Source organism: Chryseobacterium sp. SIMBA_028, from assembly GCF_046535285.1.
Lineage (GTDB): Bacteria > Bacteroidota > Bacteroidia > Flavobacteriales > Weeksellaceae > Chryseobacterium.
In genome coordinates, this window is the sequence record NZ_JAWRWZ010000007.1 from 109,546 (window position 1) to 134,617 (window position 25,072).

A 25,072-nucleotide genomic window follows, 5' to 3' on the forward strand; every position below is an offset into this window, starting at 1 on the left:
ATTTGTAATATGCTATTAGAAATAAACAATTTATTTTTCTCTCACACCAAGGAAAAACCCTTGTTTCAAAACCTTAATTTAAGGTTTGAAGCTGGTAGAATTATTGCTCTGGCAGGAGAAAGCGGATGCGGAAAATCAACACTTCTAGGTTTAATCTACGGGCTTCTTAACTGGGAAAGTGGGGACATAATTTTTGATGGAAACAAGCTTTTGGGACCTAAAGGAAATCTTGTTCCTGGTGAAGCTGAAATGAAGTTCGTAGCACAGAATTTTGACCTGATGCCCTATGCTACTGTTGCCGAAAATGTAGGGAAATTTATTTCAAATATTAATTTAGCTCAAAAAAGAGAAACCGTCATGGAACTTCTGGAAGTGGTAGGACTTCAGGAATTTGCTGATGTACTTCCAAAATACTTAAGTGGCGGTCAACAACAAAGAGTGGCTATTGCCAGAGCCCTTTCTGTACTCCCTAAACTTCTTATCTTAGATGAACCATTTAGTAATCTGGATTTCCCAAGAAAAATTGAACTTAGGGAAAGACTTTTCAGATATGTAAAACAACATCAGATATCTCTTATTATTTCCACTCATGAACTTCAGGACATCATGCCGTGGCTGGATCAGATTGTTATTCTTCAGAATGGAAGATTAATTCAGAATGATACCCCTGAAGAAACCTATCGAAATCCCTACAATGTCTATGTCGCCAAATTATTTGGGGAAGTCAATATTTTCAGTGAGGCGGAAACCATAGATTTTGGACTCTCAAAACCAACCTATTACCCTAAAGAAATAAAAATCACCGAAACAGGTTTTGAAGCAGGAATTCTTGAAAGCAGATTTGCAGGAAATTATTATTGGAATAAGATTAAAGTAAGAAATAAGGAACTGATAATCTATACTGATGAGAAACTGAACAATCCTGTAAATGTTTCATTTATTTAAAGGTAAAACAAAGTTGTAAAAGGACGATTGGCTCGTAGTCCAAGCGCTCTTACACCAACATAACTTATACATTTTCAATATCCTGTGAATAAAAAAATACAAACATAAGAATTGGTTCTAAAACTTTTTCTTACATTTGTATCTCTACAGCTTAAGGAAATTTTTGGTTAATTCTCTTTCTGCCTTCTAGACGGACATCAGCAATCTTGCGATTAAGTCTATTGAAAGATTACACTGTCCAATCTTTTCCTTTTTTTATTTAGGGACCTTTACAATTCAATGCCTAGGCCATTCTTTAAAAATGAATTATTTTATGCTTTCTTCACAAATTCAGACTTTAAAGCCATTGCTCCGAAACCATCTATTTTACAATCGATATTGTGATCACTTCCTGGTCTTAGACGAATATTTTTCACTTTAGTACCCGCTTTTACCGGTTTTGGTGCTCCCTTTACAGGAAGATCTTTCACTACCACTACAGAATCACCATCCTGAAGCTCATTTCCGTTAGAGTCCAATATTTTACCCTCGCTTGCTGCTTCTGATGCCGTCTCTTCAGGGTTCCATTCGTAGAAACACTGAGAACACACCATCATGTTATCGCTTGGATAGGTAAACTCGGAACTACATTTCGGACAAAGTACTGTATCACTCATATTTTAATTTTTTGCAAAGGTAGAGTTTTTTGGACGTTTGAGTCAAGAGTACAGAGATGAGATGTGAGAAATTAGAAAGTGGGAATATAACCTTAAAACACAAAATCTAAACTCTCAACTTAAATTCGTATTTTTGCAGATTCAAACAGCGAAGCAAATTTATGGAACTTATTCACAGAAACTTGGCGATCGGAATTCACGATGCCTTACTAGAAACATTTTTTGAAAAAAACAAATATGCAGATAAAGTTATTGAAAGACTTTTGAAAGCAAACAGAAAATGGGGAAGCCAGGACAGAGCCGTTGTTTCTGAGATTTTCTACAATATTATCCGTTGGAAAAAACGCCTTGAGTATTATATGGGCGAGGGGATAAAACCTAACAACATTTACAAACTTATCCTTGCTTACCTTCTTTGGAGCAAGACTAATTATAAAAAGTTTGAAGAGTTTGATGGAATTAAGATTGCAGACATCCTTACCAAACTTAAGAAGAATACTGTTCCCACTAAGGCCATAGAACATTCTATTCCTGATTGGTTGGCCGAAACACTAGAAAAAGAACTTGGAGCCAGCTGGGAAAGAGAAATGCTTGCCCTAAATGAACAGGCCCCTACCGTTTTAAGGTCTAATTCTTTAAAAACAACTACAAAAGAACTTATTTCTGATCTTTCTGATGAGGGAGTTACTTCTTTCTCTATCAAAAATTATCCTGACGCAGTACAGCTTGAGGAGAAAAAGAATGTTTTCCTTACTACCGCCTTTAAGGAGGGATTATTTGAAGTTCAGGATGCCTCTTCACAGAAGATCGGGTATTTCCTTGATGTAAAAGAAGGGCAAAGAGTGGTAGACGCATGTGCAGGAGCAGGTGGAAAAACTCTTCATTTGGCTGCTTTAATGAAAAACAAAGGTCAGATTGTAGCGTTGGATATTTTTGAGTGGAAACTGGCAGAATTGAAGCGCCGTGCAAAAAGAGCGGGTGCTCACAATATTGAAACACGTATGATTTCTGATAACAAGGTAATTAAACGTCTTCATGAAAAGGCAGACAGACTACTGATTGATGCACCATGTTCAGGCCTTGGAGTTTTGAAAAGAAACCCGGACAGTAAATGGAAAATTGACCAGGACTTTATCGACAGAATTAAAAAGGAACAACAACAGATTCTTCAAGACTATTCTAAGATGTTGAAAATAGGCGGGAAAATGGTATATGCAACATGTTCTATCCTACCCTCTGAAAACAATATGCAGGTTGAGGAATTCCTTAAAAATAATCCAGGATATAAAATGATCAAGGATGATAAAGTAATGCCAAGTGAAGGATATGATGGATTCTACATGGCATTGATCGAAAGAATTTCTTAATTCATTTTTAAAATATAAAGATAAAAACTACTCTAAAGAGTAGTTTTTTCTGTTTTTTAAACTAATTTCTAAAAATATAGTGTAACATTTTACATCCATTCTCTACTAACTCTATAGATTAAATCGTTTTGATGCAGTAAGGCTATTTTTATATTTGAAATAGCGCTCCTGCGACCTCATCCATTATGTGTAAAAGAAATATAATTAACTTTTTGGCAATCTTCTTGTTCTGCCTATATTTAGAACAGGCTAAGGAAGTATGTTATATCAGTTCTTATAATGGAAAAGCATCACCCGCTATAATCGGGCATCCGCCAAACCATCATCTTTTTACTTCTTATTCATTTTTAAAGCTTGAAAATATTATATCAGCAGGTGAACATATTGTATCTCTTTATGATAAGAATAGGAATGAAGCAGACCATGCAGTTGAAGTTTCACAAAGAATACGGATTTCAGTGTATGGGACATTGCAGAAGCTTTGCTAAAGATCCTATAAAAACAAAACCTTCTTGCATGAGAATTGCAAGAAGGTAAAAACACAAATGATGAAAAAAAATTATTTCGAGCCACAAAGAAAAGACTAAAATTCATATAATAAATTACCATAGATTAATAAATATGTCATTTTTATTTCGTATAGAGATTGTATTTATTTTAGGCTAACGAAAAAAATTAATCAAAAAAGATGTTTTTCACTAAAAAAAGTTAATATTTTTCTTTTATTTAAATAATTTAATTAAAAATATTAATCAATACCATTTTTTAATTGTTATTTATAAACAACTCTTATACTTTTGTTTCATAAATAATAAAAATATGTGTGGAATTGTATGTCTATTTGACGCCAAGCAGAAAACCGAAGTACTAAGACCCCAGGTTTTGGAGATGTCAAAAAAAATCCGTCATAGAGGACCGGATTGGAGTGGGGTTTTTCAGGACGAAAAAGTAGTGTTCTCTCATGAGAGACTTGCTATTGTAGATCCTACTTCAGGAAAGCAGCCCTTATTTACAAAAGATAAAAAGATCATATTAGCCGTAAATGGTGAAATCTATAACCATAGAGAACTAAAAGAAGAATTTCCTGATTATGAGTTTCAGACACAATCGGACTGTGAGGTAATCCTGGCTCTTTATCAAAAAAAAGGAAAAGACTTCGTTGAAAAACTGAACGGAATTTTCGCATTCTCCTTGTATGATACTGAAAAAGATGTTTATCTGATTGCGCGTGACCACATGGGAATCTGCCCTCTATATCAGGGATGGGATAAGAACGGAAACTATTATGTAGCTTCTGAATTGAAAGCTCTTGAAGGAGTGTGCAAAAAAATTGAAACTTTCTTACCTGGACATTTGGTGTACAGCAAGGATGGCAGTGAGCTACAACAATGGTATACAAGAGACTGGGACAGCTTTGATCATGTAAAGGACAATGAAACGGATATTTCAAAATTGAGAAAAGGTCTTGAAGATGCAGTCCACAGACAGTTGATGAGTGATGTACCTTACGGAGTATTACTTTCCGGAGGTTTAGATTCTTCTGTTATTTCAGCAATTACAGCAAAGTTTGCAAGACAGAGAATTGAAAGTGGGGATACTCAGGAAGCATGGTACCCAAGACTTCACAGTTTTGCTGTAGGCCTTGTAGGATCTCCCGATCTTGTTGCTGCACAAAAAGCAGCAGAACATATCGGATCTGTTCATCATGAAGTCAACTTCACCGTTCAGGAAGGACTGGACGCTGTACGTGATGTAATCTATCATTTGGAAACGTATGATGTCACTACTATCAGAGCCTCCACTCCCATGTATCTTTTGGCAAGAGTAATCAAGTCCATGGGAATCAAAATGGTACTTTCCGGAGAAGGTTCAGACGAACTGTTTGGAGGGTATCTATACTTCCACAAAGCGCCCAATGCTAAGGAATTCCATGATGAAACAGTAAGAAAGCTAGGAAAGCTTCACCTTTATGATTGTTTAAGAGCCAACAAGGCCTTAATGAGCTGGGGAATAGAAGGCAGAGTTCCTTTCCTTGACAAAGAATTTATGGATATCGCCATGACCATTAACCCCAAAGACAAAATGATCAATGTTTCTGAGGGAAAAATTGAAAAGTGGGTACTCAGAAAAGCATTTGAAGACCTTCTCCCTGCATCTATTGCATGGAGACAAAAAGAACAGTTTTCAGATGGCGTGGGTTATTCATGGATCGATACTTTAAAAGAGGTTGCAGAGAAAGAAGTTTCTGACGAGATGATGACGAATGCAAGATTTAGATTCCCGTTAAACACGCCACAGAATAAGGAGGAATACCGATACAGAACTATTTTTGAAGAGCATTTCCCAAGTGAAACAGCTGCAGCTACTGTTCCCTCTGTTCCTTCTGTTGCATGCTCTACTCCTATTGCTTTGGAATGGGATGAAGCTTTCAAAAAAATGAATGACCCAAGTGGAAGAGCAGTGAAAGTGCACGAAACATCGTACTAAGAGTTTGAGGTTTTGGAATTTTTACCCTATCAATTATAAAAGGTCAATTTGCAGCGCCCATGAATCTTTATAGAAAATAATAATTCATAATTTACTTGCGAAGCCATATTCACTATTGGTATTTAACTTTTTAAATTAGATATTTCTGGTTTCTAAATATCAGCCTCTGCTTTCTAAAATCACACAAAATTTATCAATCCTGTAGCAATACAGGATTTTCTTTTGAATTAACAGCAATAATATCGACATAATTTAGCTGACAATCAAAAATAATATCTAATAAATAATTATATTTGGAAAACGAAAATATCAATTATAAAAAAATGAGAAGAAACCTTACTGTTTTATTTGCCTTATTATCCATAAGTTTTGCTTTTGGACAGGGAAAATACGGCAAATACCTGAACTCAAAAAAGCTTGCTTTGGCTTATAAAAGTGTGAAAGATGTTGATAAAGATGACTACTATCAACAATTTTACTGGCTGGTAAAGGCTGAACAACTTAAAACCTATCCTCACCTTAAGGACATTAAACCTATAGTTCTGTATCAATTTGTAAAAAAAGTGAATCCTCAAAATCCAACAAAAAAACTGGATGACAGAAGTAAGGAATTGAGAAAAACGGCAGAGCTATCTTTAAATCAATATTTTAAAAACAAGAATTTTGAAAACAATTCAGTTTTAATGTACAACCTAGAAACCTATGTAGACCCTTCAAAAGGTCAATTTTACACTAAGGTTGACCCTGAAAAGATCAAGGAACTGGTTCCTAAAGAATTGTTTGCTTTCAATTCGTTTAACAGGAACATGGGAGAAGAGAAAACTTACTACCTTTGGGTTGACAAAAAGAAAGACGATCTGAACATTATTGATATCATTCCTAATGAAAAAGAAGATAAAGCATTCTACACAAGATTAAAACAATATCTTCCGAGCTATAAATTTTCAAAATATGTTCCCTCTGTAAAAAAAGGGAACAAATCTGATAAAACGGACGTTGAATACTACTACATCATGCCGTTTGAGCAGAATACTGACAACATTGAATATAAAACAAAGGATTTCAAAAATTTCACTTTAAGCCAGTATAGAAAAGCCGGTGATGAATGGAAAGGAGTAGAAAAACCTAGAAAATAAATTAAAAAGTCCTGTGATATCTCGCAGGACTTTTTTAATTTTATATGGATTTCTTTATCTAAGGATCAAATTGCTTAAAGCAAGCATTTTCTTCAAATAAAATAAGCCTGGACATTTTTTGAATATTCCAGCCTGTACAAAATGACAGAAACAAGCATTCAACCAGCATCAATAAAGAAAATTCTGCCCCTGATTCTAGCCACTGCTATTTTTATGCAAATGCTAGACTCTACAATTCTGAACACTTCCCTGCCATCTATTGCAAAGGATCTTCATGAATCTCCATTAAATATGCAGAATGCAATCATCAGCTACGTTCTGACCCTGGCTGTTTTTATGCCAGCAAGTGGTTTTTTGGCAGATAGATTCGGAACAAAAAAAATATTCATATTCTCCTTGGTTTTATTCAGCCTTGGTTCTTTGTTCTGTTCATTATCTCAAAACCTCACTCATTTGGTAATCTCGAGGGTTATCCAGGGGGTTGGGGGAAGCTTAATGACCCCTGTTGGAAAATTAGCCCTCATTAAAACATTTGACAAAAGTGAACTTCTTAAAGCGATGAATTTCGCCATTATTCCTGCTCTTATCGGTCCTGTATTAGGGCCATTAGTTGGTGGGTATATGGTAGATTATCTTTCCTGGCACTGGATATTTCTTATTAATATTCCTATTGGTATTCTGGGGATTATTTTAGGCTTAAAATTTATGCCCAATTATAAATCTGATGATGTTGATTTTGATTTGAAAGGTTTCTTAATCTTTGCAGCAGCTTCTCTCCTACTTTCTGTTTCTTTGGAACTTTTCGGAGATATACAAAACATAACGCCCGTTCTTCTCGTCTTCATATTAGGCTTTTTGTTTCTTTATTATTACTATAAGCATGCAAAAAGAGGAGGTAACCCCATCTTTCCATTAAATTTATTTAAGGTAAGAACTTTCCGTGTCGGAATTATTGGAAACCTGGCCACCAGATTAGGAATCAGCTCTGTTCCGTTACTCCTTCCGTTGATGATACAGATTGCCTATAAACAATCGGCAGTAACTTCAGGATGGATCATTGCTCCAATGGCCTTAACGGCTATATTTGGGAAATCATCAGTGATTAAAATTCTGGATAAATATGGTTATCGACAAACCCTGATGGTGAATACATTTATCATTGGAACCCTAATCTGTCTATTGGCGATTCCTGATATTCACACCTCCTTATATTGGTTTGTTCCCATCATTGCGGTGTTAGGATTCTTCAATTCCATTCAGTTTACCTCCATGAATACGATTTCCATTGCAGATCTTAGAAACTTCCAGACCAGCAGCGGAAATTCTTTAATATCCGTCAATCAGCAGCTTGCCATAGGGTTTGGTATTGCATTCGGATTGATTGTATTAAAGCTATTTGAAAACACAGATCTCATTCAAGGCGAAATTCACAATGCTTTCCGATACACATTTCTTACGGTAGGCATACTGACTATTTTATCCGGATTTGTCTTTAGAAGACTACACATCTCGGATGGTAAAAATATGAAGTCGAAAGAGGAATAAGCTTAAGCAAAACTATAAAAGATAAGGATACTGACAATGCAAAATTTGTTGCCAGCTTGTCTCCGTACGAACTTATCACAGATCAATGTTTCTGACTTATAACTATGGTACTTTTGTTCATATAAAATCAACAATATTATGGCAACTAAAAAAGTAGAAATAGTAGTATCTCCAAGACCTGCACACTTCGTAGGTGATGGTTTTAGGGTTCATAATTTTATTCCAGGTGTAAATGGATTAGACATGAAAAGAATGGACCCATTCATTATGCTTGATTATAATTCAAAATTTCATTTCAACGGTTCAGAAAGACCGAGAGGTGTGGGTGTTCATCCACACAGAGGTTTTGAAACGGTAACAATAGCATATAGTGGTAAAGTGGAACATCATGACAGTGCTGGTGGCGGCGGTGTTATTGGTGAAGGTGATGTACAATGGATGACCGCTGCAAAAGGTGTTCTTCACAAGGAATATCATGAAACAGAATGGGCGAAAGAAGGAGGAATTTTTCAGATGGTTCAGCTTTGGGTAAATCTTCCTGCTAAGGATAAAATGAGTACGCCAAAATACCAGGCCATCGAAAACTCCAAAATGGAAAAAGTAGACTTAGGAGAAAATGGATTTGTGGAAGTCATTGCAGGAGCATATGACGGACATAGCGGTCCTGCCAATACTTTTACACCAGTTCATATGATGAATGCAAAACTTAAGGCTGGAGGAAAGGCAGATTTCAATTTTCCTGCTCATTTCAATACAGCAGCCTTGGTTATTGAGGGAAATATCACCATAAACGGAGAAGAGAACATTAAGGGAGATCATTTTGCCCTATTCAAAAATGAGGGAGAAACGTTTACCATTGAAGCAAAAGAAGATGCTATTGTTTTAATCATCAGCGGAGAGCCAATTAATGAGCCGATCTATCCTCACGGACCTTTTGTGATGAATTCCAGAGAAGAAATCATGCAGGCATTTGAGGATTTTAATACCGGAAAATTTGGATATCTGGAAGATTAGTAAAATTAAATTTTCCTTAATCTTTGATTGTTCCTTTTTTATTAACTTTATATAATGATGTCGGGTAAAATATAAAGGAACAGGATTTATATTGTATTTAAATGATGCCATGGACAAAGCTTATTGATTTTATAATCAATAAGGTCCTGCCCCTCAATATTAGTCAATAAACTCTTGTTCCTTTATAAAACCCATCACTTTTAATACGAAAATTATGAAACCAGAATTTGAAAACATACCCCTTACAAAAACCGATAAAAGATTTGAAATAGATATCAATGGACACTTTGCTTTTATTGATTATCGTGAAACCACCCATCAGATTGCCTTAATTCATACTGAAGCTGAACCAGAGCTGGCAGGAACAGGTGCGGCAGCGGCTGTGGTAGAAAAAACATTGCATTATATTGAAGAAAGCGGTAAAAAACTTCTTCCGTTCTGCCCTTACGTTTTTGCCTTTATCAAAAGGCATCCTGAATGGAAACGTATTGTGGATGAAAAATTTGAAGGATATGAAAAACTTTAAATTCTTCTTAAGAACATTGATTTAAATAAAATTTTAAAAAGCATTACATCATTATGTCAAATATTGGACTTATCATCGAAGAAAAAGCTGCAGATATAGGTAATTTTCTGGTAGGAAGGCTTCTTCCGTTCCGTGAAAAAAGAGCAGTCGGACCTTTTGTTTTTATTGATCATATGGGACCTTCCGAACTAAAGGACTATCAGAACCTTGATGTTCCACCACATCCGCATATCGGATTATCTACCTTAACATACCTGCTAGAGGGATCCATTTTCCACAGAGACAGCATTGGAAGTGCTGTGGAAATAAAACCAGGAGCCGTCAACTGGATGACTGCCGGAAAAGGAGTTGTGCATTCGGAAAGAACTCCTGAATACCTTAGACATAGCGATAAAAGACTTCATGGATTTCAAATCTGGGTAGGTCTCCCAAAGCATCTGGAACAATCTGAACCTACTTTCCATCATATCGAAGAGAATGATATCCCAGTTTGGGAAGAGGATGGAATTCAATATAAACTTATTGCAGGAGAAGCATTCGGGAGAACATCTCCTGTTCCGGTACACAGTAAACTCTTTTTCCTTGAGATCAAAACAAAGGAAGCAAAGAAAATCAGCATTGGAAAAGATCTTTATGGAGAAGCAGCCATGTATGTTTTGGATGGAACAGTAACCACAGATGGGAATTCTTATGGTTCAAAACAACTGATGATTGCAAAAGACACTAAACTTTGTGAGTTTGAAATGAGTGAAAACGGAACTGTTTATCTATTTGGAGGTGAACCCTTTGATGAGGAACGTTTTATTTTCTGGAATTTTGTAAATTCTAACAAGGAGATAATTGATCAGGCTAAGGTAAACTGGAACGATCAGAATCATGATGCATTTCCTTTAGTTCCGGAAGACGAACAAGAATATGTTCCCCTACCAAAGGCAATTTTAAACAGAAAATAAATCTAGACCCCAGAGAAACCATGAAAATATTAGCGTTTGCAGGAAGCACCTCATCTACTTCAATTAACAGAGAACTCGTAAAGTTTGTATTGAAAGATTTTCAGAATGAAGAAATTAATCTGATTGACCTTAACGATTTCACCATGCCTGTTTTTTCCGTAGACCTTGAAAAGAAAGGATTTCCGGATGAAGCGCATCGTTTTTTAAAGGTGATTGAAGAGTGTGATGTCATTATCTGTTCACTGGCGGAGCATAACAGGTCTTACAGTGCCGCTTTTAAAAATGTTTTCGATTGGGCATCAAGAATCAATGTAAAGGTATTTCAAAACAAACCTATGCTTCTGATGAGTACTTCACCCGGAGGTTATGGTGGTGGAAATGTTATGAATACAGCAAAAACTTTTTTCCCACAATTTGCAGCAGATATCAAGGATACTTTTTCATTATCTAAGTTTTATGAGAATTTCGACCTTGAAAGCGGTGTAATCAATCCTGATATGCTCAGCGATCTGAAAGCAAGGATTGAAAACTTTAGAAACCAGATTAAAACTAATGACTAAAGGAAGACTGGAGGCATTCAGTGATGGGGTCCTGGCGATCATCATTACGATTATGGTCCTGGAATTAAAGGTTCCTGAAGGAGCTAGCTGGGGAAGCCTGAAACCGCTTCTTCCCAAGTTTTTGGCTTACATTTTTAGTTTTATTTATGTGGGTATTTATTGGAACAATCACCATCATTTGTTTCAAACGGTAAAAAAAGTAAATGGCAGCATTCTTTGGGCTAACCTGCATCTATTGTTTTGGTTATCCCTGATGCCTATTGCCACAGAATGGATCGGAACAACCGGTTTTGCTGAGAATCCTGTTGCTACCTACGGTTTAGGGCTTATCATGTGTGCCATTGCTTACACCATTCTGGAAAATCTTATTATCCGAAATGAGGGTGAAAATTCAAAGCTGAAAGAGGCTATCAATTTTAAAGCAAAGGAGTATATCTCCATCATATTTTACGTCCTCGGAATCGCTACTTCATTTTTTTATCCTTATATTGCCATAGGTTTTTATTATCTCGTGGCTCTCATATGGCTGATTCCAGACAGAAGAATCGAAAAATCATTAAAAGACAATTAATATGGAAACACACGAATATCCCAACGGCGACATTACTGTCATCTGGCAGCCTCAAAAGTGTATCCACTCGGCTGTATGTGTAAAGTTGCTTCCCAACGTCTATAATCCCAAAGACAGACCTTGGATAAAAGCTGGGAATGCTACTCCTGAAGAACTTAAAAAACAAATAGACCAATGCCCTTCTGGAGCATTAAGTTATACATTCAATACAGAAAAATAATGGCGGTAACGGTAAAAGCAAGTTTAGGAAAAACAAAATATTATACTGAGGTAACGGCTGGTGAAAACACCATCATTACCGATGAACCTTTAGATAAAGGCGGGCAGAATAAGGGTTTCAATCCCATGGAAATTCTGGCAACATCGCTGGCAAGCTGTACAGCAGCAACCCTGAGAATGTATATTGAAAGAAAAGAATGGGATGTAGAAAACATCAACGTGGAAGTGGAACTCGAAAATTACCCATTAACCAAAAGAGCAATTTTCAAAAGAGATATTAGCTTTGAAGGGGTTCTGGATGATGAGCAGATGAAAAGATTACACACCATTGCAGATGCCTGCCCTGTTCATAAAATATTAACAAACGACATAGAAATACTAACTAAATTCTCATAGAATATGATCGAAGTAAAACAAAACAACGACGAGAAACACGGAAGTTTTGAAGCTTTCATAGATGGAAGACGCGCAGGAATGATGACATACACCTGGGCAGGAGAAGAAAGATTTATTATAGACCACACCGAGGTGGAAGAAGCCTACAACGGAAAAGGTGTAGGTAAGGAAATGCTTTTGGCAGCTGTAGCTTTTGCCAGAAAGAACGGGAAGAAGATTATTCCTCTCTGTCCTTTTGCTAAAGCTAGTTTCCAGAAAAGTGAGGAACTTCAGGATGTTTTGGTAAATTAAACACTGTTTTCCACCCTTACAATACAAACCTTTCAGACTATGAACCTGAAAGGTTTTTCTTTTTAATATAAGCTCAGGAACAGTATTTTTCTTTCTCTTATTGATATGGACTGGTCTATAAAAACGGACTCTAAAGTAAATTCAGTATTCACGATGGTTCTTTTTTATATATTTGCTAAAATTTAAAAATTAAGCATGAATCCAGGAACTATCCTTTTGCTATTTGTATTTATCTACTTTGTCGGCCTTTTGGTGATTTCTTATTTCACCAGCCGAAACTCTGATAATCAGTCATTTTTTATTGGTAACAAAAAGAGTAAATGGTGGCTCGTTGCATTCGGGATGATAGGAACCAGCTTAAGTGGGGTTACCTTTATTTCAGTTCCGGGAACAGTCGGAAAAATGACCGGCTCTGAATATATCTACGGCGGTTTTGAATACTATATGATGGTGATTGGCTTTTTCATCGGATATTTTATTGTTGCTGCCATATTGCTTCCTTTATATTATAAGATGAATTTGACCTCTATCTATACTTATCTAGGAAGAAGATTCAATGTAGAGGCGCATAAGATAGGCTCCATATTCTTTATTATTTCCAGAGCCATTGGTGCTACGGCAAGGCTATATCTGGTTGTCAATGTTTTGCAGATTTTCCTTCTTGAAGGGCTTGGAGTTCCGTTTTGGGTAACTTCCCTTGTGCTTTTGCTGATGGTACTTCTCTATACTTTCGAGGGCGGAGTAAAAACCATTGTGATTACCGATACTTTACAGACCTCTTTTATGATCATCAGCTTGGTGGCTTGTATTGTGTACATTTTATCCAATCTAAATTTATCCTTTGGGGAGGCATACACCATCTTGGAACAGAAAAATTACACTCATTTCATCAATTTTGATCCCAATTCCAAGACGTTTTTCCTTAAAACAATACTGGGGGGAATCTTTATTACCATTGCCATGACAGGATTGGATCAGGAAATGATGCAAAAAAATATTTCTGTGGATAACCTTAAGAATTCAAAGAAAAACATGCTCACCTTTGCAGGAACACTTCTTTTGGTTAATCTGGCATTCCTGTTCTTAGGAGGACTACTCTATCTTTTTGCCCTACAGCATGGTGCAGAATACGGAACTATAAAATCTGAAACAGTTACCAATATCTTTGGATTTAAAGATGCTGCAGGTAATATTAAAAATATCATGGGCGACGACCTTTTCCCTGCTTTATCGCTTCAGGGGTATTTCCCGATGACCATTTCCGTTATTTTTATTATCGGATTAATTTCCGCATTATTCCCATCTGCTGATGGAGCGTTAACGGCTGTAACGAGTTCATACTGTGTAGATTTATTAAACCTTAATGAAGATAAAACCAAAACTGAAAAAGAAAAAAAACGTCTTCGTATGAAAGTACACTTGACATTTACTGTGGTTTTCTTCATATTGATTATGGTTTTCAAAGCATTAAATGATAAATCAATTGTTTATCTGATCATGGAAATTGCCGGATATACCTATGGTCCACTTCTGGGACTTTTTGCTTTTGGAATTTTCACCAAGTTTCAGATTTCAAAGAAATACTCTATCCTTACCGTTACTATTTTAGCTCCTATAATAACTTACTTCATCAACTCTGCTATTACCAATTATACAGATTACAGAATTGGCGTTGAGCTTATTGTCCTTAACGGATTGCTTACATTCATCGGTTTATGGTTGGTGAAGAACAAGCAGCATTTAAGGGTTGTTTAATTAAAAGACAGATTTCAGCTAAGGCCTAATTCTCAATATTAATGGCTATTAGCTTTACTTTTTATAATAATTTAAAAGGCTATTTTCAATTCATGAAAATAGCCTTTTAAATACTTAAATGAAATATTTACTTATTCTTTAATCCATTTTACAGTTTTATCAATCGTTTTAGTTTTGATCTTTATTAGATAATCTCCATTAATTAATTGGGACAAATTAAAAGTACCAATCTTATCATGTTCTGGTTTATTCTCTAGCTTACTAAATACCAATCTTCCGCTTACGTCATATACAATAATATCATACACTTCATTTGAATTGGCAAATTGAATATTGACAATCCCCTTGCTTGGATTAGGGTATACAATAAATACATCTTTATTGCTTGTTATTTCATTAACCCCTAGAATTTCCTTGTTAATAACAAAGTTAACTGGGTTAATATTAAAAAATACATTCCCGACTCCTGCAACCATAATTCTAGCTTGTGCTGTATTTACATTAGGAATGGTAATAAACTCCGACCCATCATTTGGAGTAGAATCTAAAAGAGTAACTGGATAAGTAAGACCACCATCTGTTGAAAGTAAAATACTTACATTGGCACAATTTATAGGAGCAGCAGTTGTATTTGCTACATTCCATGTAATGCTTTGAGAAGAATTCCCTGACCAGGTTACCGCGGTACTTGGAGCCGTTACTGTAAATGGTCCTGAATTTCCATCAACCGTAATTTTAGCATCGTCATTAGCAACACCTCCACAACCGGCATTGTTATCTCTTACCGTTAATCTGAACTCCATAGTTCTTGCATATGATGGTATAACCTCTCCTTTAGTGGTAGTATTATTAATAATATCTGTAATTTGTGGAAAATATCTGTATGCAACAGTTTTTGGCATAAATGACCTGAATAAAGGAGCATTGCCTGTAGGAACATTCCAGTTTCCTGCAGGACCTACATCATTTTGTTCCCAGCAATAGGTAAGTGAATTATTCTGAGCATCTGTTGCAGACCCTGTTAACTTAAACGGCGTCCCTTTTGGGATTGTATAGTCATTTCCTGCATTTACAGTAGGGGCCGTGTTAGCAACCGCTGTTGTCACTGGGCATGCTAGAGATTGAACTTCTGTAGTGATTGATTGAAACGAGTTCGTATGAAAAATAGGAATACTATTAGAGGCCAGATTGTTTGTACTTCCGCAAATTCCAGCATAAGCCATAATTGTAATACCACTACCCGGTTCTACAGCATTGGAATCTTCACGATTTCCGCCACAACTTTCTGTTGTTGCATTAAATGTATGTGGACCACCAAACTGATGGCCTACTTCATGACAAACATAATCAATATCGTAAGGATCTCCAACAGGGTTAGAAGAACCGGTAATTCCATTTGCTTTGTATGAAGAATTACATATACCTGAACCAGCTAATCCACCACCTCCAGTACTAAAGGTATGTCCTATGTCATAATTAGCTGTTCCTATTCTTGAGTCAATTATCGTTTGACTTTCATCAATTAATGTATCTGCATCATCATTTCCTGTAAAAGGATCATTAGCAGCGCTTACAAAGATGATATCATTTTCAGTAGGAATGAGGATCAATCTTACGGCAACCTCTTGTTCATACACTCCATTTACCCTATTTACAGTTGTTACAATAGCTGACAAGGTTTGGGCTACTGTAGGATTGGCAGATCCTGTTGCCGCTGTTGCATACTGATGCGTACACGCAACTGCAAATCGAAAAACTCTAATTTGATTTCCTACCCCCAGAGTAACTGTTTTTTGTGCGTTTTTTTTTTCTAATTTTACCCCCTCATCTTTCACCCCACAGGCTCTTTGCTTTTTATCAATTAAATCACCTTTTTTGTAAATGATATAATTTCCAATATCATTTTTTGCATAAGGATCAATATAGATATCTCCTGATACTATTGATTTTATTTGGGCGTGAAATCCTAACTCTGTAAAATCCAGTTTTATTGTAGCGTATTGATCATCTACCCCCTGCCCTGTCAGCGTAATAATTTGGGGAAACTTACTCGCTAACTCTGGAGCCATTACTGAAGATCTCCAGATTCTAAATTTAGCTTTCGTTCCGTCAGACATTGGCAAAATAATAATCGGGGCATTATCTTTACGTTCATTATCTCTTAGTTCCGGAACTGAAGCAAAATAGTTTTTCATATCGCCCACATCCAATTTATAGGTAAGAAATTTTTCGGGCTGTACTGTTCTGTTTTTAGATTCTGCTTTAATTGTTTGTTCATTGATTTCGGTAAAGAAATCTTGTGCTTTTGCTAGGGAAATTGATAAAATGAATAGCCCTAAATAAATTAATTTTCTAATTGTCATATTATGATTTTTTAAACGTAATAAAGATATAGAAAATAAAACAACCAACATGCTGAATAACAAACATTTACAAACTAAACATATCATAATCAAGATATAAAAAAAACAAAATACTATTATTATTAGAATAATTATCTTTGAAGTTGCAATAATGATTTATTAAATAAAGAAATTAAAAACAAAAACCATGAAAAAAATTATTTCATTTTTCGTTTTCGTTTTGGCCTTTGGCCTTATGAACGCTCAAGAAAATTTTGAAGTGTCTACTTTAAGAATCGGACCTTATAAGATTTTTATGCCAAAAGCTGAAGCTGAAAAAATTGCAGGGATGAAACTGAAGAATTCAGACGGAGAGAAAAAAAGTGTTGTAAAATATACTGGCGAAACCATTCAGCTTGATATTTATGATAATTATATCAATGAAGCCAATCCAAGTGTTCCATCTATTACCTATATCACAACAACCAGTAAAAAATTTAGAACCAAGAGCGGAATTGGCGTGGGCAGCACAAAGGATGATCTTATTAATGCCTACAAAAATTACCCTAACTACAGTGTTCGCGAGGATTGGGACGACAATGGCAAATCTGTGAAGAATGCCGGATATTTTAATCTGGACGACAGGCAGGCAGGAACACAATTAAGCTTTAAATTTGTTAATAATATTGTTACTGAAATTTCAATTTACCTTAACGAAGGCTGTTAAAAGCAGAAAAATATTCAAATAAGTAAAAATCCGGGTTTTTAGATCCGGATTTTTGCATTTCCATAAGCCAGTAAAAAATTGTAAATTCGCGTGCAAATAAATCAGATATAATGAGTAAAAGTATTGAAGAGTTAAAATCTCTTACTACGCAGATCAGAAGAGACATTTTAAGAATGGTTCATGCTGTAAATTCAGGACACCCGGGCGGAAGCTTAGGTTGTACAGAATACTTCACAGCACTTTACGGAAAGGTAATGAACTATAATCTTCCTTTCACTATGGAGGGGAAAAATGAAGATCATTTTTATCTATCAAACGGGCACATTTCACCGGTATTCTACTCTACTTTGGCAAGATTTAATTTCTTTCCGGTAGCGGAATTGAGCACTTTCAGAAAGCTTGATTCAAGATTACAGGGACACCCTACTACTCACGAAGGTCTTCCAGGGATCAGAATCGCTTCAGGTTCTCTAGGACAGGGACTTTCTGTAGCCCTTGGTGTAGCTCAAGGTAAAAAACTAGATGGAGATCAGTCTCTTGTTTACTCTCTTCACGGAGATGGTGAGCTTCAGGAAGGTCAGATCTGGGAAGCATTAATGTATGCTGCTGCTAAAAAAGTGGATAACATCATTTCTACTATTGACTACAACGGACGTCAGATTGATGGAGATACTGATGATGTATTAAGCCTAGGAAACCTTCATGCTAAACTTGAAGCTTTCGGATGGATTGTTTTGGAAGAGAAAAACGGTAACGATCTTGAAGCTGTAATTGGTATCCTAGAGAGAGCAAAAACAGAAACAGGGAAAGGAAAGCCAGTAGCAATTATTCTTCATACAGAAATGGGTGCTGGAGTAGATTATATGATGGGATCTCACGCTTGGCATGGTAAAGCTCCAAATGATGAGCAATTGGAAACAGCATTCAAGCAATTATATTTAGAAGCTCCTGCTGACTACTAATATCTTAAACAATCTCGATTAATAAAAATAAAAATGAAATATACATATACAGAAAAAAAGGACACTCGTTCAGGATTCGGAGCTGGATTAGCGGAACTTGCTGATAAAAACCCTAATGTAGTAGCGCTTTGTGCAGACCTTATCGGTTCTTTGAAAATGGAAAAATTCATTGAAAAGGCGCCTGAAAGATTCTATCAGGTAGGTATCGCAGAAGCAAACATGATGGGACTTGCTGCAGGTCTTAGCATCACTGGAAAAATTCCTTTCACTGGAACTTTTGCTAACTTCTCTACTTCAAGAGTATATGACCAGATTCGTCAATCTATTGCTTACTCTGGTAAGAATGTAAAAATCTGTGCATCTCACGCAGGTCTTACTTTAGGAGAAGATGGGGCTACTCACCAAGTACTGGAAGATATTGGTATGATGAAAATGCTTCCTGGAATGACGGTAATTAACCCTTGTGACTATAACCAGACAAAAGCAGCAACACTTGCTATTGCTGATCACGATGGTCCTGTATATTTAAGATTCGGTAGACCAACTGTTCCTGTATTCATTCCTGAAGATATGCCTTTCGAAATCGGAAAAGGAATCCTGCTTCAGGAAGGTACTGATGTAACGATTGTTGCAACGGGACACCTTGTATGGGAATCTCTTGTAGCTGCTGATGAGCTTGAAAAAGAAGGTATTTCTTGTGAGGTGATCAATATCCACACTATTAAGCCTCTTGATGAAGAGATCATTTTAAAATCTGTTGAAAAGACAGGTAAAATTGTAACTGCTGAAGAACACAACTACCTTGGTGGTTTAGGTGAATCTGTTGCGGGAATGCTTGCAAGAAAAAGACCTACAAGACAAGAGTTTGTAGCAGTAAATGATACTTTCGGAGAATCTGCAACTCCAGCTGAATTGATGAAGAAGTATAAAATTGATGCTGAAGCAGTGAAAGAAGCTGTAAAAAGAATTTTAGCATAATCATTTAGCCTAATAATATAAACCCCGGCTGTTTCTTTGAAACAGCCGGGGTTTTGTTTTAACCACCTCGTCAAAAACTCTTTGAATTTTTGCGATCCCTCTATACGGGAGGAGAATGGTTATCCATATCATGGTTGTAGTTTTTATCCTGTTTATCAGTTTAGTCTTGTTTGTTTTATTGTTGTGTTTCAACCAGGGGAATTCCTACGGCAATCAGAACGGGACCTAGGATCTCCTTTATGTATTCTTCTTCTCTTCTGATTGAAGCCTTAGAACCCGAAAAATAATTACTGATCCTATAATTTTTCACGAACTGATTTCGCTTCTTTCCGATGGCGTAATGATACCCTCCGCTTTCATCACTAATAAAGTAGATCATTTCATCAAAATCCATGATCTTTGTGGCAATAAATCTTTTTTTATAAATACATTTCTGGGATTTGTCAAAGATATATTTCACAGGCACTCTAAAGACAAGGTCAAAAAGAATGTATATCATATAGATAATCCATATTCCAAAAACGATTTTAAAGTTAGCTCCGGACATTTTATCCATAAAGTAATAGAGGATCCCCATAAGGGCAATTACTCCCAATGCCAGCCACCATACTAAGGTTCTCAGGAGGTTGTAATTTGGCATAAAGCTTATTTCACTCCCATTTTCCTCAAATTTATACCGGTCTGTTATGTTCATTACCCGGTTCGTTAATGTTCATGATATCCTCAGTTTCATTTACCATCTTTTGGATCCCTTTTTGGCTCAGGGCCTGTCCTATTGTAAGATGTTTTTCTTTGCCATCTACTTCGAAGTAAATAGAAAGTATCACATTCGTAGTAATTAGACCCAGATATTTGGTTGCCAACACATTAAAATTGGTAAAATCCTTAATATCATAGGTTTTAGCAGGAACAAAAATGGTATGCTTTCCGGTAATTGTTTTTCGATCCATATCAATAATGAACTTCTTCGTAAAAAAATTGATGATAATAAGAACAACCGTTGCAATGACAATAAGGCTTAAAATCCTGACATTATTAAAAATAAAAACTGCAAATGCAAGCATAAGAACAGAAAGTACAGTAACAAATACTGGCTGATTTTTAAAGATGTACTGGTTTCCGTCTTTTTTATAAAATTTATATGAATTCATAATAGATTGGTTTTATATTTTTGATTTGATATTTTAATAGGTATTTTTTCTATAGAAATGATTTAGCTTTCCTGATAACGACTGGAAATTTTGTCCTCATTCATGGTTTTCAATGTATTAAGATCAGTGTTGAAATAACTATCATAAATAGAAAAATTGGCATATGTTTTCACATTTGTCTGTTCTGATGCCTTTTTCCAGCAATCAAAGAATCATTGTTCAAACAGTTCATAGCCTGAAACTGTTTAATCGTTTAATTTATCTGTCTATTTTCCGACCCACCAGTGTTTCTAATTCTGAAAACATTTCTTCAATAGGTAAAACTTTCAGATCCGGATGATTTCTCAGCCATTGGGAATGCAGCTCTATCAGATCTTCCTCCAGACTAAAAAATGAACTGTTTTTTAATTTATCACGGGTCTTATTGGGACCAAAATAAGCGCTTTCAAAATATTTTTCAAGTTCACCCTCTTCCAGTTGTTCCACTTTTAAACATTGTTCCTTAAATAGGTCAAGATGCTTTTTTGCCCCTATTTTCGCCAATCCTTCTGCAATGGTTCTGTTAAGCTCCGCTGACCATCCTGAATTCCAGACAAACTGAGAAAAATTTCCATTTGTATACTGAGCCAGGTAATAATCTACATAATAGCTTACTATTGAGTCCTCATGCATATTTTCTTCGTCAAGACCCTCTTCGTTTAAGAGATTCACAACAGAAATGTTGGAGAGAATCAAATCATAAGGATCACTACTGCTGTGAGATGTCTCTGAGACAATTATTTTATCTTGCTTCATATTATATATTGAAATGTGTCTTTTTATACCATTCTTTTAACTGCACCAGGTTTCCATCCACTCCAGATATTCACCTTTATATTCATTATCATTAAGTCTGCTGATAATATCTTTCAGATCTTGTTTTTCAAATTCATAATCTGAAACAGTAAAAATCAGGAAAATATCTTTGCCTATAATATTCTTGAAGAAGTTTTCATTTTTAAGTTTTTCCAACACTTCGATACATGTAGAATAAAGCTTAACCTGAAATTCATTAAACCACTCTTCATTCTCTTCATTCCTATCCAGTTCTTCTCTCAATTGGGTACAAATAGTATTGAACTCATCATCTGCTCCTTTCATTTCGTATGTCCACTCTGCAGGTTCATACTTATAATACGGAGCATCATCTTCATCAATATTCTGAAGAGTTTCCAGAGTATTGGAAGACGGGCATACCGTCATTGCCCCCTCATCACTATACAATGCAAAACTATAGATATTTTCAGCACCGTATTTTTCATACATTTCTAAAAAAGCATTTTTTGCGGCTGTTTCTATTTGCTGCTTTAAAATATCAAAATCCATATTCCTCCTCTTTTTTTAAAATGGGCGGTAAAAGTACATCTATCCTTTTAAATCAGACTATTATATTCTATAAAGGTATAGCCAGTTTCATGATTATAGCTACCTGTTTTTATTATACAGGATCAATCCGGGAATCAAAATAGCCACCCCCATGAGCATGGGAGCCAATTCTCCGTATTTGAACAACCAGGAAGTTTCTCTCGACGGTCCTATTTTAATAACCATTACCAGGCAGAAACCCAGAATAATAAGAATAACTCCTAACGTTTTCTTCATAATATCAAATTTTAATTGTTGGTAAGATATGATTGATCATGTTTTATGGTCTATGATCATTATTTTTTTAAATTAATATTTTTTGATTTTTTCTTTAGTCAAATCTAATTAGTCTCTTGAAGTTGTAGAAATTCTTTTTTAAAGACAAAAATCAAAGATCTGGTATCACTTTTTACTACTATCTAATTTTTTTTAATAGATAAATTATCTAGGTCTTATACACATTTGGCAAAATCCATTTTTGTGTACAATAGGATATATTACAGTCTTCTATCCTGTTCCATAATATTTCTTTTACAAACAATCAGATAATCCCTTTCTATTTTATTAAAGCTATTCCTTTTTAATTAAATCACCCTCATAATTCCATAGATAAAAATGTACATTTTTATCAAAATTTGACTAAAAATAACGGTGAAAATTACACATAATTTGCAAATTTCCTCCCCTTAAAGTGATGTAATTATTTTTAGTTTTGAAATTATCAACGTTGATACAATATTCTTCAATTTAGACTGTATGTGTACAGTACAAGATAAACATGAGGATTATACGGCCCAATGCCAGGGATTCTATGGCACAAATGAATTATTAAATTATAAAATTTTTTAACATGAAAAAATTAATTGGAATGAAGAGAAGCTTCTCTTCTTTAGAAAACAGAAAAATGAAAAATCTTCAAATGATTAAAGGTGGAGAAGATACAGCGGTCAACTATGTGATTACTAACCGCGGAGAATGTTATGACAAGGAAACCTATCTAGATCATGATCGGGTTTCAACATTAGAAATTTGCTAAAAATGCATTAACCTAATCACTTGTAAAGGGAGGAGTAATCCTCCTTTTACAGCTGATTAAACAGAAATGAAAATTCTTACAATAAATTGATAACACAAATGGAACGAAAAGTACTATTGAAACCGTGTCTAATGAGATGCATTCTATATCTGCTTTTGGCGAGTATCCTGATTGTATCCTGCAAGAGCAAAAACCATAATTACATAGTTTATTACAACAGGGTAAATGATATTGACAGTATGTACAGAATGGCGAACCAACCTGAAAAAGCGGTAAAACAATATCGAAAATTGTTTAAACGATACAGTCCAAAAAATCAGGAACGCATTAAAGAATATGAAACCTACATCAAGCTTGCAGACCAGTATCAGCAAAATTTTGGAGGGAAGAAAAGCCTTTATAAACTGATCCCCTTGATTGCACCTTATGAAGGGTCCTATAAAAAGTATTTTGGCTTATATCAAAAATACGGAATAGACAGCAGCGAGGTAAAGCAGAGAATTTCCGACTGGAAGAAAGGATTAAATAAGAGGTTGGTAGATTCTTTTACCATTGCCTTTATAAGGGATCAGGCAGAGGGCAGAAAAAACCCTCAATTAATGATAAAAAACGACAAAATAAACGCTCAATTACTGAAATGGACCTTTGAGACCTATGGCTACCCATCATTACAAAAAATAGGGCTTATAGGGAACAATAACGTCTTCATGCCTCTTCATCCCTTTTTCAGTCATATGATAGATGCTGAGGAGTATGCTTATTTAAAAGCAAAAATGCTAGAGTATATAAAATCCGGAGACTGCGTTCCCCGAGATTACGCGAATATGGTAGACAGATATAGTCTTCAAATAAGCAAAAAAGGAATGGTATATGGAATATATCCAAGCTATGATGCAGTGATAGATACCATAAAAATCAACCATAACAGAAAAAGCATAGGTTTACCCAGCTTTAAGCATACCTCTAAAATCACAAAAGATTATTTCAAAAAATGATTCTTATTATTTCCAATAACAGCGAAAGAACTACTGTTAAAATCATCAAATGGCTTTTGAAAATGAATAAAAAATTCATTCGTATACATGAAGATGAAGTCTTTGAAATTAAGGTGGTGAACAAAAATTTTTTTTTGAAAAGTAACAGAAATTCATTTTTTCTGGAAGATATCTCAAGTGTCTGGTATAGGAGAGGAAGATTGAAAATAAAACGTCTGAGATATGAAAACCAAGCGATTAACGCTCATATGAATGAGGTACAGCACTGGTTGGAAGACTACGTAAGGAAAACCCTGGAATCTAAAAAGCACATCAATAAGGAAAGCAATAGTGATATCAACAAGTTGTTAGTACTGGAACAAGCACAAAAAATGGGATTGGATGTCCCAAAGTATTTTTTGGCAGATAATACAGACAGTATTCTACTGGATGATACCATTATTAAAACAATTGCCGGAAATCCGATATTGGATTCAGTAGATACAGATTTGAATGGGATCATGTATACCACCGTCGTTCAAAGGAAAGAAAAATCAAGTTTCTTTATTACTTTTTTTCAGGAGAAAATTGGCAAAAATTTTGAAATTCGAACTTTCTACCTCAACGGAAAATGCTGGTCTATGGCAATTTTTTCTCAAAATGATGAACAAACCAAAACAGATTTCAGAAAATATAATTTAACAAAGCCCAACAGAAATATTCCTTATAGTCTTCCCAGTGAGATTGAGGAGAAAGTTCATCTTCTGATGCTTTCTCTTGACCTCAACTGTGGTTCACTGGATTTCATAAAAGGAATGGACGGCCGGTTTTATTTCCTGGAAGTAAATACCATTGGTCAGTTTCTGGGAATGTCCTATGCATGTAACTATTCGCTGGACAAAGAAATAGCTGATTATTTATGAAGATTAAAGTTAAAGAAAAAAATAAGCTCCCTCTAACTTTTAAACATGTAGAGGTATTTGAGGATCAAAAATTTAAACAGAAAAACGATATTATCTATTTTTTAGAATGTAAAAAATATCAAACAGATTTCTATATAAGAGAAAGACCTGTAAA

At 35.3% G+C, this 25,072-nt stretch carries 28 protein-coding genes; 21 read left to right on the forward strand and 7 right to left on the reverse strand.

What is annotated here, in order from left to right; all coding sequences use genetic code 11:
• Positions 1-9: 9 nt before the first annotated feature.
• A complete protein-coding gene (locus SCA31_RS10860; protein WP_410697015.1) occupies positions 10-945 on the forward strand; it encodes a sulfate/molybdate ABC transporter ATP-binding protein in 936 nt (311 codons plus the stop codon).
• A gap of 311 nt (positions 946-1,256) precedes the next feature.
• Here SCA31_RS10860 and SCA31_RS10865 read toward each other — a convergent pair whose 3' ends face one another.
• The gene (locus SCA31_RS10865; protein ID WP_109622728.1) at positions 1,257-1,601 is read right to left on the reverse strand and encodes a zinc ribbon domain-containing protein YjdM; all 345 of its coding nucleotides are present in this window, start codon (positions 1,599-1,601) and stop codon (positions 1,257-1,259) included.
• Between the two features lie 161 nt (positions 1,602-1,762).
• Between SCA31_RS10865 and SCA31_RS10870 the strand changes: the two genes are divergently transcribed.
• The 14 genes from SCA31_RS10870 (at position 1,763) to SCA31_RS10935 (ending at position 14,421) form a co-directional block, all read left to right on the forward strand.
• A complete protein-coding gene (locus tag SCA31_RS10870; RefSeq protein ID WP_410697016.1) occupies positions 1,763-2,968 on the forward strand; it encodes an RsmB/NOP family class I SAM-dependent RNA methyltransferase in 1,206 nt (401 codons plus the stop codon).
• A gap of 224 nt (positions 2,969-3,192) precedes the next feature.
• The gene (locus SCA31_RS10875; protein ID WP_410697017.1) at positions 3,193-3,456 is read left to right on the forward strand and encodes a hypothetical protein; all 264 of its coding nucleotides are present in this window, start codon (positions 3,193-3,195) and stop codon (positions 3,454-3,456) included.
• Positions 3,457-3,787: 331 nt separating this feature from the next.
• Positions 3,788-5,455, forward strand: coding sequence for an asparagine synthase B (asnB, locus tag SCA31_RS10880; RefSeq protein ID WP_410697018.1), 1,668 nt, complete (start codon positions 3,788-3,790; stop codon positions 5,453-5,455).
• 293 nt (positions 5,456-5,748) lie between these two features.
• On the forward strand, positions 5,749-6,591 hold the full coding sequence (locus SCA31_RS10885; RefSeq protein WP_410697020.1) for a hypothetical protein: 843 nt from the start codon (positions 5,749-5,751) through the stop codon (positions 6,589-6,591).
• Between the two features lie 141 nt (positions 6,592-6,732).
• The gene (locus SCA31_RS10890) at positions 6,733-8,136 is read left to right on the forward strand and encodes an MFS transporter (protein WP_410697021.1); all 1,404 of its coding nucleotides are present in this window, start codon (positions 6,733-6,735) and stop codon (positions 8,134-8,136) included.
• 138 nt (positions 8,137-8,274) lie between these two features.
• A complete protein-coding gene (locus tag SCA31_RS10895) occupies positions 8,275-9,150 on the forward strand; it encodes a pirin family protein (RefSeq protein WP_410697022.1) in 876 nt (291 codons plus the stop codon).
• A gap of 214 nt (positions 9,151-9,364) precedes the next feature.
• Positions 9,365-9,676 carry a GNAT family N-acetyltransferase gene (locus SCA31_RS10900; RefSeq protein WP_410697023.1) on the forward strand — a complete coding sequence of 104 codons (312 nt, stop codon included), beginning with the start codon at positions 9,365-9,367 and terminating at the stop codon, positions 9,674-9,676.
• Positions 9,677-9,729: 53 nt separating this feature from the next.
• Positions 9,730-10,629 carry a pirin family protein gene (locus SCA31_RS10905; protein ID WP_410697024.1) on the forward strand — a complete coding sequence of 300 codons (900 nt, stop codon included), beginning with the start codon at positions 9,730-9,732 and terminating at the stop codon, positions 10,627-10,629.
• Positions 10,630-10,649: 20 nt separating this feature from the next.
• The gene (locus SCA31_RS10910) at positions 10,650-11,189 is read left to right on the forward strand and encodes an NADPH-dependent FMN reductase (protein WP_410697025.1); all 540 of its coding nucleotides are present in this window, start codon (positions 10,650-10,652) and stop codon (positions 11,187-11,189) included.
• Positions 11,182-11,760, forward strand: coding sequence for a TMEM175 family protein (locus tag SCA31_RS10915; protein ID WP_332561942.1), 579 nt, complete (start codon positions 11,182-11,184; stop codon positions 11,758-11,760). The genes SCA31_RS10910 and SCA31_RS10915 overlap by 8 nt, the downstream gene beginning before the upstream one ends.
• 1 nt (position 11,761) lies before the next feature.
• Complete coding sequence (locus tag SCA31_RS10920; protein ID WP_410697026.1) at positions 11,762-11,980, forward strand: (4Fe-4S)-binding protein; 219 nt, start codon at positions 11,762-11,764, stop codon at positions 11,978-11,980.
• Positions 11,980-12,375 (forward strand): OsmC family protein, encoded by a 396-nt coding sequence (locus SCA31_RS10925; RefSeq protein ID WP_410697027.1) that lies wholly within the window; start codon positions 11,980-11,982, stop codon positions 12,373-12,375. Before SCA31_RS10920 ends, SCA31_RS10925 begins: the two co-directional genes overlap by 1 nt.
• A 3-nt stretch (positions 12,376-12,378) precedes the next feature.
• Positions 12,379-12,666 (forward strand): GNAT family N-acetyltransferase, encoded by a 288-nt coding sequence (locus SCA31_RS10930; RefSeq protein WP_174567036.1) that lies wholly within the window; start codon positions 12,379-12,381, stop codon positions 12,664-12,666.
• A 195-nt stretch (positions 12,667-12,861) separates the two neighbouring features.
• Complete coding sequence (locus SCA31_RS10935; protein WP_410697028.1) at positions 12,862-14,421, forward strand: sodium:solute symporter; 1,560 nt, start codon at positions 12,862-12,864, stop codon at positions 14,419-14,421.
• Between the two features lie 131 nt (positions 14,422-14,552).
• On the opposite strand, the gene SCA31_RS10940 is transcribed toward SCA31_RS10935, so the two are convergent.
• Positions 14,553-16,784, reverse strand: a complete 2,232-nt coding sequence (locus SCA31_RS10940) for a reprolysin-like metallopeptidase (protein ID WP_410697029.1) — start codon at positions 16,782-16,784, stop codon at positions 14,553-14,555.
• Positions 16,785-16,971: 187 nt separating this feature from the next.
• On the opposite strand from SCA31_RS10940, the gene SCA31_RS10945 reads away from it, so the two are divergent.
• From SCA31_RS10945 to SCA31_RS10955, 3 genes are all read left to right on the forward strand, one after another.
• Positions 16,972-17,490 carry a hypothetical protein gene (locus tag SCA31_RS10945; RefSeq protein ID WP_410697031.1) on the forward strand — a complete coding sequence of 173 codons (519 nt, stop codon included), beginning with the start codon at positions 16,972-16,974 and terminating at the stop codon, positions 17,488-17,490.
• 107 nt (positions 17,491-17,597) lie between these two features.
• Positions 17,598-18,452 carry a transketolase gene (locus SCA31_RS10950; RefSeq protein WP_410697175.1) on the forward strand — a complete coding sequence of 285 codons (855 nt, stop codon included), beginning with the start codon at positions 17,598-17,600 and terminating at the stop codon, positions 18,450-18,452.
• Positions 18,453-18,485: 33 nt separating this feature from the next.
• Positions 18,486-19,430 (forward strand): transketolase family protein, encoded by a 945-nt coding sequence (locus tag SCA31_RS10955; RefSeq protein ID WP_106917237.1) that lies wholly within the window; start codon positions 18,486-18,488, stop codon positions 19,428-19,430.
• Positions 19,431-19,605: 175 nt separating this feature from the next.
• Here the strand turns inward: SCA31_RS10955 and SCA31_RS10960 are convergent, their stop codons facing one another.
• From SCA31_RS10960 to SCA31_RS10980, 5 genes are all read right to left on the reverse strand, one after another.
• Positions 19,606-20,124, reverse strand: a complete 519-nt coding sequence (locus SCA31_RS10960) for a hypothetical protein (protein ID WP_410697032.1) — start codon at positions 20,122-20,124, stop codon at positions 19,606-19,608.
• A complete protein-coding gene (locus SCA31_RS10965; protein WP_410697033.1) occupies positions 20,102-20,581 on the reverse strand; it encodes a hypothetical protein in 480 nt (159 codons plus the stop codon). Before SCA31_RS10965 ends, SCA31_RS10960 begins: the two co-directional genes overlap by 23 nt.
• 258 nt (positions 20,582-20,839) lie before the next feature.
• On the reverse strand, positions 20,840-21,376 hold the full coding sequence (locus tag SCA31_RS10970) for a hypothetical protein (RefSeq protein WP_410697034.1): 537 nt from the start codon (positions 21,374-21,376) through the stop codon (positions 20,840-20,842).
• 36 nt (positions 21,377-21,412) lie between these two features.
• Positions 21,413-21,946, reverse strand: coding sequence for a DUF4303 domain-containing protein (locus SCA31_RS10975; protein ID WP_410697035.1), 534 nt, complete (start codon positions 21,944-21,946; stop codon positions 21,413-21,415).
• A 99-nt stretch (positions 21,947-22,045) separates the two neighbouring features.
• The gene (locus tag SCA31_RS10980) at positions 22,046-22,222 is read right to left on the reverse strand and encodes a DUF6903 family protein (protein WP_410697036.1); all 177 of its coding nucleotides are present in this window, start codon (positions 22,220-22,222) and stop codon (positions 22,046-22,048) included.
• 613 nt (positions 22,223-22,835) lie between these two features.
• On the opposite strand from SCA31_RS10980, the gene SCA31_RS10985 reads away from it, so the two are divergent.
• The 3 genes from SCA31_RS10985 to gwsG all read left to right on the forward strand — a co-directional run bounded on the left by SCA31_RS10985 (position 22,836) and on the right by gwsG (position 24,918).
• On the forward strand, positions 22,836-23,021 hold the full coding sequence (locus SCA31_RS10985) for a hypothetical protein (RefSeq protein WP_410697037.1): 186 nt from the start codon (positions 22,836-22,838) through the stop codon (positions 23,019-23,021).
• Positions 23,022-23,152: 131 nt separating this feature from the next.
• Positions 23,153-24,016, forward strand: coding sequence for a hypothetical protein (locus SCA31_RS10990; RefSeq protein WP_410697038.1), 864 nt, complete (start codon positions 23,153-23,155; stop codon positions 24,014-24,016).
• Entirely contained in the window at positions 24,013-24,918 is a 906-nt protein-coding gene (gwsG, locus tag SCA31_RS10995) for a grasp-with-spasm system ATP-grasp peptide maturase (protein ID WP_410697039.1), read from the forward strand. The genes SCA31_RS10990 and gwsG overlap by 4 nt, the downstream gene beginning before the upstream one ends.
• Positions 24,919-25,072 lie beyond the last annotated feature (154 nt).